Source organism: Erwinia sp. 1181_3 (genome assembly GCF_052824965.1).
Genome location: NZ_VTDE01000006.1, coordinates 148423 through 163436, shown reverse-complemented (window position 1 = coordinate 163436; position 15014 = coordinate 148423). Strand labels below are relative to the sequence as shown.

General features: G+C 55.6%; 13 protein-coding genes. All 13 read left to right on the top strand.

Annotated elements, in window-relative coordinates:
* Positions 1-77: 77 nt before the first annotated feature.
* The 13 genes from ilvI (at position 78) to murG (ending at position 14983) form a co-directional block, all read left to right on the top strand.
* Positions 78-1802 (top strand): acetolactate synthase 3 large subunit, encoded by a 1725-nt coding sequence (gene ilvI, locus FY046_RS16445; protein ID WP_133842313.1) that lies wholly within the window; start codon positions 78-80, stop codon positions 1800-1802.
* Between the two features lie 2 nt (positions 1803-1804).
* Positions 1805-2296 (top strand): acetolactate synthase small subunit, encoded by a 492-nt coding sequence (gene ilvN, locus FY046_RS16440; protein ID WP_133842312.1) that lies wholly within the window; start codon positions 1805-1807, stop codon positions 2294-2296.
* A 161-nt stretch (positions 2297-2457) separates the two neighbouring features.
* Positions 2458-3468: a catabolite repressor/activator gene (cra, locus tag FY046_RS16435; RefSeq protein WP_133842311.1), complete on the top strand. Its 1011-nt coding sequence runs from the start codon at positions 2458-2460 to the stop codon at positions 3466-3468.
* A gap of 516 nt (positions 3469-3984) precedes the next feature.
* Complete coding sequence (gene mraZ, locus FY046_RS16430; protein WP_133842310.1) at positions 3985-4443, top strand: division/cell wall cluster transcriptional repressor MraZ; 459 nt, start codon at positions 3985-3987, stop codon at positions 4441-4443.
* 2 nt (positions 4444-4445) lie between these two features.
* Positions 4446-5387 carry a 16S rRNA (cytosine(1402)-N(4))-methyltransferase RsmH gene (gene rsmH / locus FY046_RS16425; protein ID WP_446186289.1) on the top strand — a complete coding sequence of 314 codons (942 nt, stop codon included), beginning with the start codon at positions 4446-4448 and terminating at the stop codon, positions 5385-5387.
* Positions 5384-5704, top strand: coding sequence for a cell division protein FtsL (gene ftsL / locus FY046_RS16420; RefSeq protein ID WP_133842308.1), 321 nt, complete (start codon positions 5384-5386; stop codon positions 5702-5704). The genes rsmH and ftsL overlap by 4 nt, the downstream gene beginning before the upstream one ends.
* A 15-nt stretch (positions 5705-5719) precedes the next feature.
* A complete protein-coding gene (locus FY046_RS16415) occupies positions 5720-7486 on the top strand; it encodes a peptidoglycan glycosyltransferase FtsI (protein ID WP_133842307.1) in 1767 nt (588 codons plus the stop codon).
* Positions 7473-8960 (top strand): UDP-N-acetylmuramoyl-L-alanyl-D-glutamate--2,6-diaminopimelate ligase, encoded by a 1488-nt coding sequence (murE, locus tag FY046_RS16410; protein WP_133842306.1) that lies wholly within the window; start codon positions 7473-7475, stop codon positions 8958-8960. Before FY046_RS16415 ends, murE begins: the two co-directional genes overlap by 14 nt.
* Positions 8957-10318: a UDP-N-acetylmuramoyl-tripeptide--D-alanyl-D-alanine ligase gene (gene murF, locus FY046_RS16405; protein ID WP_133842305.1), complete on the top strand. Its 1362-nt coding sequence runs from the start codon at positions 8957-8959 to the stop codon at positions 10316-10318. Before murE ends, murF begins: the two co-directional genes overlap by 4 nt.
* The gene (mraY, locus tag FY046_RS16400; protein WP_133842304.1) at positions 10312-11394 is read left to right on the top strand and encodes a phospho-N-acetylmuramoyl-pentapeptide-transferase; all 1083 of its coding nucleotides are present in this window, start codon (positions 10312-10314) and stop codon (positions 11392-11394) included. Before murF ends, mraY begins: the two co-directional genes overlap by 7 nt.
* A gap of 2 nt (positions 11395-11396) precedes the next feature.
* Complete coding sequence (gene murD, locus FY046_RS16395) at positions 11397-12713, top strand: UDP-N-acetylmuramoyl-L-alanine--D-glutamate ligase (protein ID WP_133842303.1); 1317 nt, start codon at positions 11397-11399, stop codon at positions 12711-12713.
* Positions 12713-13921 (top strand): cell division protein FtsW, encoded by a 1209-nt coding sequence (ftsW, locus tag FY046_RS16390; protein ID WP_133842302.1) that lies wholly within the window; start codon positions 12713-12715, stop codon positions 13919-13921. The genes murD and ftsW overlap by 1 nt, the downstream gene beginning before the upstream one ends.
* 3 nt (positions 13922-13924) lie before the next feature.
* Positions 13925-14983, top strand: coding sequence for an undecaprenyldiphospho-muramoylpentapeptide beta-N-acetylglucosaminyltransferase (murG, locus tag FY046_RS16385; protein WP_133842301.1), 1059 nt, complete (start codon positions 13925-13927; stop codon positions 14981-14983).
* The last annotated feature ends 31 nt before the right edge of the window (positions 14984-15014 follow it).

The following is a 15014-nucleotide window of genomic DNA, read 5'->3' as shown; positions in this document are numbered from 1 at the left end:
TTTTGACCTTATCTGCCGTCCGGTGACGTTATGCTGTCCGTGCAAGATAAATCAGCACCTTAAGCCTGGAGGCAAAAATGGAGATGTTGTCAGGAGCCGAGATGGTGGTCCGATCGTTAATCGATCAGGGCGTAAAACATGTATTCGGCTATCCCGGCGGAGCGGTCCTCGATATCTATGACGCTCTGCAAACCGTTGGTGGCGTGGATCATATCCTTGTCCGTCACGAGCAGGGTGCTGTGCATATGGCCGACGGCTACGCACGTGCAACCGGTGATGTGGGTGTGGTGCTGGTGACCTCAGGACCGGGTGCAACCAATGCGATTACCGGTATTGCTACCGCTTATATGGACTCCATCCCGATGGTCGTGCTATCCGGCCAGGTCATGTCTTCCCTGATCGGCTACGACGCCTTCCAGGAGTGCGACATGGTGGGTATTTCCCGTCCGGTGGTCAAACACAGCTTTATGGTGAAACGGGTAGAAGATATCCCGACCATTATGAAGAAAGCATTCTGGCTGGCGGCCAGCGGTCGTCCCGGACCGGTGGTGGTTGACCTGCCTAAAGATATGATGAGCCCGGCGAATAAGCTGCCGTATGTCTGGCCTGATGAAGTCAGCATGCGTTCGTACAATCCGACGACTCAGGGCCACAAAGGCCAGATTAAACGCGCGCTGCAAACTCTGCTGGCCGCGAAAAAGCCGGTAATCTATGCCGGCGGTGGCGTGATTAATGCCGTTTGTCATGACGAACTACGCCAGCTGGCTGAAACGCTGAATATCCCGGTGACCACTTCACTGATGGGCCTGGGTGCATTCCCTGGCACGCACCGCCAGTGTGTGGGCATGCTCGGTATGCATGGCACCTATGAAGCCAATATGACGATGCACAACGCCGATGTGATCTTCGCAGTCGGTGTGCGTTTTGATGACCGTACCACCAACAATCTGGCGAAATATTGCCCGAATGCCACGGTGCTGCATATCGATATCGATCCGACGTCGATATCGAAAACGGTTGCCGCGGATGTGCCAATCGTGGGTGATGCCAAACTGGTTCTACAACAGATGCTGGAACTGCTGGCACAGAGCGATGTGCAGCAGAATTACGACAGCGTACGCGATTGGTGGCAGAGCATCGATCAATGGCGTTCACGTCAGTGCCTCGAGTTTGACCGTACCAGCGATAAGATCAAGCCGCAGGCGGTGATCGAAACCATCTATCGCCTGACAAATGGCGATGCTTACGTCACTTCCGACGTGGGTCAGCACCAGATGTTTGCTGCGCTCTATTATCAGTTTGATAAACCACGCCGCTGGATCAACTCCGGTGGCCTGGGAACGATGGGCTTTGGCCTGCCGGCTGCACTGGGCGTGAAGCTGGCTCTGCCGCAGGAAACCGTCGTGTGTGTCACTGGCGATGGCAGTATTCAGATGAATATCCAGGAGCTGTCTACCGCGTTGCAGTACGGCATTCCGGTACTGGTGCTGAATCTGAACAACCGTGTCCTGGGCATGGTGAAGCAGTGGCAGGACATGATTTATTCCGGTCGCCATTCGCAGTCGTATATGGAATCGCTCCCTGATTTTGTCCGCCTGGCAGAGGCTTATGGTCACGTAGGTATCTCCATCAGCCATCCTGATGAACTGGAATCGAAGCTGGCAGAAGCGCTCGAACATCTGGGCCGCGAGCGCCTGGTGTTTGTTGATGTTAACGTTGACGGCACGGAACACGTTTACCCGATGCATATTCGCGGTGGCGGTATGGACGAAATGTGGTTGAGCAAAACGGAGAGGACGTAACTATGCGTCGTGTATTATCGGTTCTGCTGGAAAACGAATCCGGCGCATTGTCCCGCGTGGTAGGCCTGTTCTCCCAGCGCGGCTATAACATTGAAAGCCTGACCGTGGCACCCACGGACGATCCGACGCTGTCGCGTATGACGATTCAGACCGTGGGTGACCAAAAGGTTCTGGAGCAGATCGAGAAGCAGCTGCACAAGCTGGTTGATGTGCTGCGTGTCAGCGAACTCGGGCAGGGCGCTTTCGTCGAGCGTGAGATCATGCTGGTGAAGATCCAGGCCAGCGGCTATGGGCGTGAAGAGGTCAAACGCTGTGCTGAAATTTTCCGTGGTCAGATTGTGGATGTAACGCCATCGCTTTACACGGTTCAGCTTGCGGGCACCAGTGACAAGCTGGATGCCTTCCTCAGCGCCGTACGTGAAGTCGCGGAAATCGTTGAAGTTGCGCGTTCAGGTATTGTTGGTGTGGCGCGCGGCGAACGCATTATGCGTTGATAGCTTCCCACCCGAATCCCGAATGTTTGTTAACCCGGCGTAATGCCGGGTTTTTTTATTTTGTCACAAAGCCCCTGTCGCAGATGAAAAGCGGTTGCTCGCTAAACTATTCTGCGGTTAGATGTTACAAATACTAATCCATAGCGAATTGTGGGGTTATTGTGAAACTGGATGAAATTGCGCGCCTCGCGGGTGTTTCGCGTACGACGGCCAGCTACGTGATTAATGGCAAGGCCAAGCAGTATCGTGTCAGCGATAAAACCGTCGAGAAGGTTATGGCGGTGGTGCGTGAGCATAATTACCATCCGAATGCAGTGGCTGCGGGGTTACGCGCCGGACGCACGCGTTCGATAGGACTGGTTATTCCTGACCTGGAAAATACCAGCTACACAAGGATTGCGAACTATCTGGAGCGCCAGGCCCGCCAGCGAGGCTACCAGTTACTGATCGCCTGTTCGGAAGATCAGCCTGATAACGAAATGCGCTGTGTGGAACACCTGCTGCAACGCCAGGTGGATGCCATTATTGTCTCTACCTCCTTGCCGCCGGAGCACCCGTTCTATCAGCGCTGGATTAACGATCCACTGCCTATCATTGCTCTGGACCGTGCGCTGGATCGTGAGCACTTTACCAGCGTGGTGGGTGCCGATCAGGATGATGCCGAAGCATTGGGTGCTGAATTGCGTAAGTTGCCCGCAAAATCAGTGCTTTTCCTGGGGGCGTTACCGGAACTGTCCGTCAGCTTCCTTCGTGAGTTGGGCTTTCGGGATGCATGGAAAGGGGACGAACGGCCGATCGACTACATTTATGCCAACAGTTTTGAGCGCAGTGCCGCAGCAACATTATTTGAAAAATATCTGGAAACCCATGACATGCCTGAGGCGCTGTTTACCACATCTTTCGGCCTGTTGCAGGGCGTAATGGATGTGACGTTGCGTCGGGAAGGGCGGCTGCCGCAGGATTTGGCCATCGCCACATTTGGCGACCATGAGTTACTGGACTTCCTCGATTGCCCGGTGCTGGCCGTGGGGCAGCGACACCGCGATGTTGCGGAGCGTGTCCTTGAGTTGGTGCTTGCCAGCCTTGATGAGCCCCGTAAACCTAAACCGGGTCTGACACGAATCCGTCGTAATCTTTATCGACGGGGTCGTTTAAACCGTAAAACAAACTGAAAACTCAGGGCAGCGAAAGCTGCCTTTTTCTTATCTGTCCAACAGGGTGGGCACAATTTAGCCATGATGGTGGAGAGAGGTCGGGTAAATAAAAGTAAAAAGATAGGCTGAATGTCAGCATCTGATTATAAAGCCTGACGTTTATAAATACTCTGTAACTTGCCAGTCACAGTACCCTGCGCTGTCACTGGGGTTGTGCTGGGAAAATTTTAAGAAATAACTTAAAATGCCGCCCACGTCGCAAAGCGGGCAGCTTATTTTTTGCGATGAATAGGTGGTAAGTTTTTGAGCAATTGACAGGCTTGTGAGAATTTCCTGCCATTATTCATTAGTTTATTTTTAAATTTCCTCTTAAGGTCGTTTGTTTTTAACTTCCCCCTATTTTACCTCACGAAGAAATAGTGCCATTCAGTCATTGCTGCGGCTTGACAATGTTTTCCTCTGCTCCGTACACTCTTTTGGTGGGAATTTGTGGAGTTAAGTGGTGATCTTGGGTAACTGGGGGGTGAGACTGGCATGTTCCGAGGGGCAACGTTAGTCAATCTCGACAGCAAAGGGCGGCTTGCCGTGCCAACGCGCTATCGCGAAACGCTGATCGGGGAATCACAAGGGCAAATGGTTTGTACCATTGACCTCCACCAGCCATGCCTGTTGCTCTATACCCTGCCCGAATGGGAAATTATTGAACAAAAGCTGTCTCGTTTATCCAGCATGAACCCAGCAGAGCGCCGTGTACAACGCCTGTTACTGGGGCACGCCAGTGAATGCCAGATGGATAATGCAGGCCGTTTGTTGCTGGCGAATACCCTTCGTCAACATGCGAGTCTGACAAAAGAAGTGATGCTGGTTGGACAGTTCAACAAGTTTGAGCTGTGGGATGAACAGACCTGGTATCAACAAGTCAAGGAAGATATTGACGCAGAGCAGTCCTCTCAGGCGCCTTTGTCTGACCGGCTGCAGGATTTGTCGTTATAGCTATGCAGGATACTTTTAAACACACCACAGTGCTTTTAGATGAGGCGGTAAACGGCCTCAATATTCATTCTGACGGCATCTACATTGATGGCACCTTTGGGCGCGGTGGACATTCACGCCTGATCCTTTCCCAACTGGGAGAGCAGGGACGTTTGTATGCCATCGACCGCGATCCGCAGGCTATTGCCGCCGCTGCTGAGATCACCGATCCGCGCTTCAACATCATTCATGGCCCTTTTTCCGCACTGGCGGAGTATGTCGAAGAGCGTGGGCTCACCGGAAAAATCGACGGGATCCTGCTGGATCTGGGTGTTTCTTCACCCCAGCTTGATGATGCCGAACGTGGTTTCTCCTTCATGCGCGATGGGCCGCTGGATATGCGTATGGACCCCTCGCGCGGTCAGTCGGCGGCCGAGTGGCTGCTGAAAGCAGAAGAAACAGACATTGTCTTTGTGCTGAAAACCTTTGGTGAAGAGCGCTTTGCTAAACGTATCGCACGCGCCATTGTTGAGCGCAACCGCGAACAGCCAATGACCCGAACCAAAGAGCTGGCCGACGTGATCTATGCGGCAACGCCAGTCAAAGACAAGTTTAAACACCCTGCTACGCGTAGTTTCCAGGCAATCCGTATCTGGGTAAACAGTGAGTTGGAAGAAATTGAGCAGGCGCTGAAAGGTGCACTGAGTGCATTGTCTCCGGGTGGACGTCTCTCGGTGATCAGCTTCCACTCGCTGGAAGACCGCATTGTGAAGCGTTTTATGCGTGAACAGAGTCGCGGTCCTCAGGTGCCTCATGGTATCCCGATGACCGAAGCACAGCTGAACAGCCTGGGCGGACGTCGTCTGAAAGCCCTGGGGAAAATGATGCCTGGCGACACTGAAGTTGGTGATAACCCGCGCGCGCGCAGTTCCGTACTGCGTATTGCGGAGCGCACGGCGTCATGATCGGCAACGAACGTCACAGCCTGCCGGGAGTGATCGGCGGGGACCTGCTGCGCCATGGCAAGATCCCTCTGATCCTGCTGGTTGCCTCGCTGGTTTCAGCCGTGCTGGTGGTGACGACGGCACACAAAACTCGCCTGCTGACCGCTCAGCGCGAGCAGCTTGTGCTGGAACGCGACGCCCTCGATATCGAGTGGCGTAACCTGATCCTTGAAGAGAATGCACTGGGCGATCACAGCCGGGTGGAACGCACAGCAACGGAGAAACTTCAGATGCAACACGTTGATCCTTCTCAGGAAAATATTGTGGTACAGCAATAAGGACATACGGACTCAATGAGAGCCGCAACCAAAACGCAGAAGTCGAAACGCACGGAAGATCAGGCCAGCTTTGTAAGCTGGCGTTTTGCGTTGCTGTGTGGCTGTATTTTTCTGGCGCTGGCAGGCCTGCTGTTGCGGGTTGCGTATCTTCAGGTCATTAACCCTGACCGACTGGTGCGAGAAGGGGATATGCGCTCACTGCGCGTTCAGGCCATCCCAACCTCGCGCGGGATGATCAGCGACCGTGCGGGCCGACCACTGGCGGTCAGTGTGCCGGTCAATGCGATCTGGGCCGATCCGAAAGAACTGCACGACAAAGGCGGTATTACGCTAGACAGCCGCTGGAAAGCCTTATCCGATGCGCTTTCTATCCCCCTTGACCAGTTGGCGGCACGTGTTAATGCCAATCCGAATGGCCGCTTTGTTTATCTGGCGCGTCAGGTGAATCCAGCCATTGGCGATTACATCAAGAAACTCAAACTGCCGGGTATCTTCCTGCGTGAAGAGTCACGCCGCTATTACCCTGCCGGGCAGGTGACCTCCCATCTGATTGGTTTCACCAACATCGATGGACAGGGCATTGAAGGCGTTGAGAAAAGTTTTGATAAGTGGCTGACAGGTCAACCGGGCGAACGTACGGTGCGTAAAGACCGTTTCGGCCGCGTGATTGAAGATATTTCCACGGTAGACAGCCAGGCAGCGCATAACCTGGCGTTGAGCATCGACGAACGCCTTCAGGCACAGGTCTATCGCGAATTGAATAACGCCGTGGCGTTTAACAAGGCGGAATCAGGTACGGCGGTGCTGGTGGATGTGAACACGGGCGAAGTGCTGGCGATGGCGAACAGTCCGGCCTATAACCCGAATAACCTGTCTGGTACCACCAAAGATGTGATGCGTAACCGTGCTATCACCGATATTTTCGAACCGGGTTCCACCGTCAAACCGATGGTGGTGATGACGGCGCTGCAACGTGGCGTGGTTCGTGAAGGTAGCGTACTCAACACGGTGCCTTACCGGATTAACGGCCATGAGATTAAAGACGTGGCGCGTTACAGCGAATTGACCCTGACCGGGGTACTACAGAAGTCGTCTAACGTCGGTGTTTCACGACTGGCGTTAGCGATGCCGTCCAATGCGTTAGTGGATACTTACTCTCGTTTTGGGTTCGGCAAAGCGACCAATTTGGGGTTGGTCGGAGAAAGCAGTGGCTTATATCCTCAAAAACAACGGTGGTCTGACATAGAGAGGGCCACCTTCTCTTTCGGCTATGGGCTAATGGTAACGCCGTTACAGTTAGCGCGAGTCTACGCAACAATGGGCAGCTACGGCATCTATCGCCCATTGTCGATTACCAAAGTTGACCCGCCGGTGGCGGGTCAACGCGTTTTCCCTGAAGCGCAGGTGCGCACCGTGTTGCACATGATGGAAAGCGTTGCTTTGCCCGGTGGCGGTGGCGTGAAAGCTGCGATCAAGGGTTACCGTATTGCGATTAAAACCGGTACGGCGAAGAAAGTCGGTCCGGACGGCAAGTACGTGAACAAATACATTGCTTATACCGCGGGTGTTGCACCCGCCAGCAACCCTCGTTTTGCACTGGTGGTGGTGATTAACGATCCCCAGGCAGGAAAATATTACGGCGGTGCGGTATCTGCGCCCGTGTTTGGCGCCATCATGGGCGGTGTATTGCGCACCATGAATGTTGAACCGGATGCGCTACCCACCAGTGACAAGAACGAGATGGTAACTAACAAGAATGAGGGATCGAGTGACCGATCGTAATCTGCGCGACTTACTGGCCCCCTGGGTGCCTGGCGCACCGGAGCTCCCACTGCGTGAAATGACGCTGGACAGCCGTATTGCGGCATCCGGCGATCTGTTTGTGGCGATAAAAGGCCACGCGGCCGACGGGCGCCGTTTTATTCCTCAGGCGATTGCCCAAGGCGTGGCGGCAGTGATTGCCGAAGCCGAAGGTGAAGCAGAAGACGGACAGATCGTGCAGATGCACGGTGTGCCGGTGATCTTCCTCGCACAGCTTTCTCAGCGTTTGTCTGCGCTGGCCGGGCGTTTTTATCAGCAGCCAGGTGAGAAACTGAAGCTGATTGGCGTCACGGGTACTAATGGAAAAACCACCATCACCCAGCTGCTGGCTCAGTGGGCGCAGTTGTTGGGCGAAACCGGTGCGGTGATGGGCACGGTGGGTAACGGTGTCTACGGACAACTGGCACCTGCGGAAAATACGACAGGCTCGGCGGTGGATGTGCAGCACCTGCTGGCCTCGCTGGTGAACAAAGGCGCTACGCTGGCAGCGATGGAAGTCTCCTCACACGGCCTCGTGCAGCATCGCGTGGCTGCTTTGCCGTTTGCGGCAGCTGCGTTCACCAACCTGAGCCGTGATCACCTTGACTATCATGGTGATATGACGCGTTACGAAGCGGCTAAATGGCTGCTGTTCTCCGAGCATCAGGTGGGCCAGGCGATCATTAATGCGGATGACGATGTGGGTCGCCGCTGGCTGGAAAAATTGCCCGATGCCGTCGCGGTCACGATGGAAAATAATTTACAGCCCGGCTGCCGTGGGCGCTGGCTGAAAGCAACAGACGTTAACTACCACGATGGTGGGGCCTCTGTGCGTTTTGAATCCAGTTGGGGGAACGGTGAAATTGAAAGCCGCCTGATGGGGGCATTTAACGTCAGCAATCTGCTGGTGGCACTGGCTACGCTGCTGTCTCTGGATTATCCGCTGGCTGCACTGACCTCTACCGGCCAGCAACTGCTGCCAGTGACCGGGCGTATGGAAGTGTTCAGCGCACCGGGCAAACCAACGGTGGTGGTGGATTATGCCCACACGCCGGATGCTCTGGAGAAAGCGCTGGCAGCCGCGCGACTGCACTGTAAAGGTCAGCTGTGGTGCCTGTTCGGCTGCGGTGGCGATCGTGACAAAGGTAAACGTCCGCTGATGGGGGCCATTGCCGAGCAGTTTGCCGATGTCGTGGTGATTACTGACGACAACCCACGCAGCGAAGATCCGGCGGCGATTGTTGCCGATGTACTGAGTGGACTGCTGGATGCGGGCCGTGCACGCGTGGTGATGGGACGTGCGCAAGCGGTCACTAACGCGGTAATGCAGGCGCAGGAAGGCGACATTGTTCTGGTGGCGGGTAAAGGCCATGAAGATTATCAGATCATCGGTAACCAGCGCTTTGATTACTCTGACCGTGTGACGGTCGCACGTCTGCTGGGGGTTCTCGCATGATTGCTTTTACGCTACGGCAACTGGCAGACATCACCGGCGGCACGCTGTATGGCAGCGACCTGACGATGGATGCGGTCACCACGGATACCCGTAAGGTCACCGCAGGCTGTCTGTTTATCGCCTTGAAAGGCGAACGCTTTGATGCACATGACTTTGTTGCTGATGCACTCACCTCGGGTGCGCTTGCGTTATTAGTGAGTAAGCACTTACCTGTCGCCGTGCCGCAGGTGGTGGTGGCGGATACCCGTATTGCACTGGGCCAACTGGCAGGTTGGGTCCGTCAACAATCGGGTGCCCGCGTTGTGGCGCTGACTGGCTCCTCTGGCAAGACCTCCGTGAAAGAGATGACGGCCGCTATCCTGCGCGAATGTGGTGAGACGCTGTATACCGCCGGAAACCTGAATAACGACATCGGTGTGCCACTGACGCTGCTTCGTCTGACAACCGATCATCAGTATGCGGTGATTGAACTGGGGGCTAACCACCAGGGCGAGATCGCATACACCACTGAACTGACCCGGCCGGAAACGGCGCTGGTGAATAATCTTGCTGCCGCGCACCTGGAAGGGTTCGGGTCGCTGGCGGGCGTGGCGAAAGCCAAAGGTGAGATTTTTAACGGCCTGCCGCTGCATGGCACTGCGATTATCAACAACGACAGCAACGACTGGCCGCACTGGCAGCAGGCGCTGCATGCCAAAACGGTCTGGCGTTTTTCGCCCGAGCAGCAGGCTGACAGTGATTTTTATGCCACGGACGTGACATTTAGCACTCAGGGCACGCAGTTCACCTTACATACGCCGAAAGGCGATGTGGCGGTGATGCTGCCGCTGCCGGGGCGTCACAATATTGCCAACGCGCTGGCCGCCAGTGCACTGGCGTTATCGGTTGGCGCGCCGCTGAGTGCAGTAAAACAAGGGCTGAGTTCGCTGCAAGCCGTTCCGGGGCGTCTGTTCCCGGTGATCTTGGGTGCGGACCAGTTGCTGCTGGACGACAGCTACAACGCCAACGTGGGTTCGATGACCGCCGCCGCACAGGTACTGGCTGAGATGCCGGGTTATCGCGTGATGATCGTCGGCGATATGGGCGAACTGGGGGCTGAGGCCGCCGAGTGCCACCGTCAGGTGGGTGCAGCCATACAGGCCGCCGGTATCGACAAAGTATTAAGTGTAGGTTCACTCAGCCAGGACATCTCTGATGCCAGCGGTGTGGGTGAGCACTTCCGTGATAAGGCAGCACTCAGCGCGCGTGCGCGTGAGCTACTGTCACAACATCAACAGATTACCGTATTGGTTAAAGGTTCACGCAGTGCTGCGATGGAGCAGGTTGTGCAAACCTTACAGGAGAAAGGCGCATGTTAGTCTGGCTGGCCGAGCATCTGGTCACATTTTATTCCGGCTTTAACGTCTTTTCGTATCTGACGTTTCGCGCCATTGTCAGCCTGCTGACCGCGCTGTTTATCTCCTTGTGGATGGGGCCGCGAATGATTGCCCGCCTGCAGGAAATGTCTTTTGGTCAGGTTGTACGTAACGACGGCCCGGAATCGCATTTCAGCAAGCGCGGCACGCCGACGATGGGCGGGATTATGATCCTCACTGCCATCACGATTTCAGTGCTGCTGTGGGCCTATCCTTCCAATCCGTATGTCTGGTGCGTACTGTTCGTGCTGTTAGGCTATGGCGCCGTTGGCTTTGTGGATGACTATCGTAAAGTCGTGCGCAAAGACACCAAAGGCTTGATTGCCCGCTGGAAATACTTCTGGCAGTCGGTGATTGCGCTGGCTGCGGCTTTCGTGATGTACATGATCGGCAAAGATACCCCGGCGACCGAACTGGTTGTGCCGTTCTTTAAAGACGTGATGCCGCAACTGGGGCTGCTGTATCTGCTGCTGGCTTACTTTGTGATTGTCGGCACCAGCAATGCGGTCAATCTGACGGATGGCCTTGATGGCCTGGCGATTATGCCCACCGTTTTTGTTGCTGCGGGCTTTGCCCTGGTGGCCTGGGCAACGGGTAACGTGAAGTTTGCTGAGTATCTGCATATTCCGTATCTGCGCCATGCCGGTGAACTGGTGATTGTCTGTACCGCGATTGTCGGTGCGGGCTTAGGGTTCCTGTGGTTCAACACTTACCCGGCACAGGTCTTTATGGGTGATGTGGGTTCACTGGCGCTGGGCGGCGCGCTGGGAACCATCGCCGTGCTGCTGCGCCAGGAGTTCCTGCTGGTGATCATGGGCGGTGTGTTTGTGGTGGAAACGCTGTCGGTGATCCTGCAGGTCGGGTCGTTCAAACTGCGCGGGCAACGTATTTTCCGCATGGCGCCGATCCACCATCACTATGAATTGAAAGGCTGGCCAGAACCTCGCGTCATCGTGCGTTTCTGGATCATTTCACTGATGCTGGTGCTGATTGGCCTGGCAACACTGAAGGTGCGTTAATTATGGCTGACTATCAGGGTAAAAAAGTGGTCATTATCGGGTTGGGTCTGACGGGCCTCTCCTGTGTTGATTTCTTTGTCTCACGCGGCGTAACGCCACGCGTGATGGATACCCGTGTCGTGCCACCGGGGTTGGAAAAGCTGCCGGAAAACGTCGAGCGCTGGTTGGGTTCGTTAAATGATGACTGGCTGCAAAGTGCCGATCTGATTGTTGCCAGCCCGGGTATGGCGCTGAGCCATCCTTCGCTGATGGATGCCGCCGATGCGGGGGTGGAAATCGTTGGCGATATCGAGCTGTTCTGCCGTGAAGCGCAGGCACCGATTGTGGCTATCACCGGTTCCAATGGGAAAAGCACCGTCACCACGCTGGTGGGAGAAATGGCGAAAGCGGCGGGCTGGCAGGTGGGTGTCGGCGGCAATATTGGTTTGCCAGCGCTGATGCTGCTGGACAACCCCGCGCAGCTGTATGTGCTTGAGCTCTCCAGCTTCCAGCTGGAGACCACCGTCAGCCTTCGGGCGGCAGCGGCCACGATCCTCAACGTCACTGAAGATCATATGGATCGCTATCCGCTGGGAATGCAGCAGTATCGCGCCGCTAAGCTACGTATTTATGAAAATGCCGCCGTCTGCGTGGTGAACGCTGACGATGCGATGACCATGCCAGTCCGCGGAGCGGATAAACGCTGTGTCAGCTTTGGTGCTGATGTGGGCGATTATCATCTTAATCGCCAGCAGGGCAGTGTCTGGCTGCGCGTGAAAGGCGAGAAAGTCTTAAACACCGACGAAATGCACCTCGTCGGTCAGCACAATTATACCAATGCCCTGGCGGCACTGGCGCTGGCCGATGCCGTGGGCCTGCCGCGAGCCACCAGCCTGAAAGCATTAACCACCTTTGGAGGCCTACCACACCGCTTCCAGCTGGTGCATGAACACAATGGCGTACGCTGGATTAATGACTCCAAGGCCACCAATGTCGGCAGCACAGAAGCTGCGCTGAATGGTTTACAGGTGAAGGGAACGTTGTGGTTGCTGCTGGGCGGTGATGGCAAATCGGCGGATTTCAGCTCGCTGAGCCGCTATTTGCAGGGCGACCGTATCCGTACTTACTGCTTTGGCCGTGATGGTGCGGCGCTGGCCGCCTTGCGTCCGGAGATTTCAGTGCAGACGGAAACGATGGCTGAAGCGATGCAACAGATTGCCGACCAGGTTCAGCCGGGTGATCTGGTGCTGCTCTCTCCCGCCTGCGCCAGCCTGGACCAGTTTAAGAACTTTGAGCAGCGTGGTGACGTCTTTGCTCAACTGGCGCGGGAGGCAAACTGATGCGTGTACCGGGTCTGAGCCTGGCCGGTGGCCTCTCCGAACGCCTGAAATCCTGGGTGATGGGATCGCGTGAAAGCGATACCAACTCTATCGTGTTGTATGACCGTACCCTGCTGTGGCTGACCTTCGGCCTGGCGATTATTGGTTTCGTGATGGTGACGTCCGCGTCGATGCCGGTAGGGCAGCGTTTGTCTGACGACCCATTTTATTTTGCCAAGCGTGATGCCTTCTACATTGCGCTGGCGCTGGGGATGTCGCTGGTCACCCTGCGCATCCCGATGGATTTCTGGCAGCGTTACAGCAACATCATGCTGCTGGCCTCCGTGCTGATGCTGCTGATCGTGCTGGTGGTGGGTAGCTCGGTCAACGGGGCTTCGCGCTGGATCGCTCTTGGGCCACTGCGTATTCAGCCTGCAGAATTATCGAAGCTGACGCTGTTCTGTTACCTCGCCAGCTACCTGGTGCGCAAGGTAGAAGAAGTACGTAATAACTTCTGGGGCTTCTGTAAGCCAATGGGTGTGATGGTGGTGCTGGCTGTGTTACTGCTGGCCCAGCCTGACCTTGGCACGGTGGTCGTGCTGTTTGTTACTACGCTGGCCATGTTATTCCTGGCGGGGGCGAAACTGTGGCAATTCCTGGCGATTATCGGCTCCGGCATTTTTGCTGTGTGTTTGCTGATTGTTGCTGAACCTTACCGAATGCGTCGTGTGACCTCCTTCTGGAATCCCTGGGAAGATCCCTTTGGCAGTGGTTACCAGTTAACCCAATCGTTGATGGCCTTTGGCCGAGGCGAATTCTGGGGGCAGGGATTAGGTAATTCTGTGCAAAAACTGGAGTATTTACCTGAAGCACACACCGATTTTATCTTCTCGATTATCGGTGAAGAACTGGGTTATATCGGTGTGGTTTTAGCCCTGTTAATGGTATTCTTCGTCGCTTTTCGCGCGATGTCCATCGGACGTCGTGCTTTAGAGCTCGATCAGCGTTTTTCGGGCTTTCTGGCGTGTTCTATCGGTGTCTGGTTTAGCTTCCAGGCGTTGGTAAACGTTGGGGCCGCAGCGGGCATGTTACCGACCAAAGGTCTGACGTTGCCGCTGATCAGTTACGGTGGATCGAGTCTGATTATTATGTCGACCGCTATCGTATTTTTATTACGCATAGATTATGAAACGCGCCTGGCGAAAGCGCAGGCGTTTAGCAGAGGGTAGTCGATGAGTGGAAAGCGACTGATGGTGATGGCAGGCGGTACTGGCGGGCATGTTTTTCCCGGGCTGGCGGTCGCACACCATCTGATGGCGCAGGGCTGGCAGGTGCGCTGGCTGGGTACCGCTGACCGGATGGAAGCGGACTTAGTGCCGAAGCATGGTATCGACATTGATTTTATCCGCATTAGTGGACTGCGTGGCAAAGGGATTAAAGCGTTGCTGGCTGCGCCATTGCGTATCTTCAATGCCTGGCGCCAGGCGCGGGCAATTATGAAAGCCTGGAAGCCCGATGTTGTGTTGGGTATGGGCGGTTATGTGTCCGGTCCAGGTGGCCTTGCGGCATGGAGCTGTGGGATTCCGGTGGTGCTGCACGAGCAGAACGGGATTGCCGGATTAACCAACAAATGGCTGGCAAAGATTGCGACCACCGTAATGCAAGCCTTTCCCGGCGCGTTTCCCAAAGCGGAAGTGGTGGGTAACCCGGTGCGGACCGATGTACTGGCTCTGCCGTTACCGGCGGTACGTTTAGCAGGACGCGAAGGCCCAACCCGTATACTGGTCATTGGCGGCAGTCAGGGCGCGCGCGTGCTCAACCAGACGATGCCTCAGGTGGCAGAGTTGCTGGGTGATGACATCAGTTTGTGGCATCAGGTGGGTAAGGGCGCGCTCGACGCGGTCAATCAACATTATGCTCGTGTGAACCAGACGCAACATCGGGTGTCGGAATTTATCGACGATATGGCCAGTGCTTATGCCTGGGCCGATGTGGTGGTGTGTCGTTCCGGTGCGTTGACCGTCAGTGAAGTGGCGGCAGCAGGCTTACCGGCGATCTTCGTGCCATTCCAGCACAAAGATCGTCAGCAGTACTGGAATGCCCTGCCGCTTGAGCAGGCCGGAGCCGCCAAAATTTATGAGCAGCCGGAATTTACCGCCGAGATAGTGGCTGCCACTCTGGCTCGTTGGGATCGTGCAACGTTATTGCAGATGGCTGAAAAAGCGCGTGCGGTGGCGATCCCGGATGCAACTGAGCGTGTCGCAGCTGAAGTCAGCAAAGCGGCAAAATAATTTCCAGGGGTCGGGCATACCCGACCTGATT

Coding starts and splice junctions, on each gene's coding strand:
- ftsL (WP_133842308.1), top strand. CDS start 5,384: ATGATCGGCAACGAACGTCACAGCCTGCCGGGAGTGATCGGCGGGGAC.
- murF (WP_133842305.1), top strand. CDS start 8,957: ATGATTGCTTTTACGCTACGGCAACTGGCAGACATCACCGGCGGCACG.
- mraZ (WP_133842310.1), top strand. CDS start 3,985: ATGTTCCGAGGGGCAACGTTAGTCAATCTCGACAGCAAAGGGCGGCTT.
- FY046_RS16415 (WP_133842307.1), top strand. CDS start 5,720: ATGAGAGCCGCAACCAAAACGCAGAAGTCGAAACGCACGGAAGATCAG.
- murG (WP_133842301.1), top strand. CDS start 13,925: ATGAGTGGAAAGCGACTGATGGTGATGGCAGGCGGTACTGGCGGGCAT.
- rsmH (WP_446186289.1), top strand. CDS start 4,446: ATGCAGGATACTTTTAAACACACCACAGTGCTTTTAGATGAGGCGGTA.
- ilvN (WP_133842312.1), top strand. CDS start 1,805: ATGCGTCGTGTATTATCGGTTCTGCTGGAAAACGAATCCGGCGCATTG.
- ilvI (WP_133842313.1), top strand. CDS start 78: ATGGAGATGTTGTCAGGAGCCGAGATGGTGGTCCGATCGTTAATCGAT.
- murD (WP_133842303.1), top strand. CDS start 11,397: ATGGCTGACTATCAGGGTAAAAAAGTGGTCATTATCGGGTTGGGTCTG.
- mraY (WP_133842304.1), top strand. CDS start 10,312: ATGTTAGTCTGGCTGGCCGAGCATCTGGTCACATTTTATTCCGGCTTT.
- ftsW (WP_133842302.1), top strand. CDS start 12,713: ATGCGTGTACCGGGTCTGAGCCTGGCCGGTGGCCTCTCCGAACGCCTG.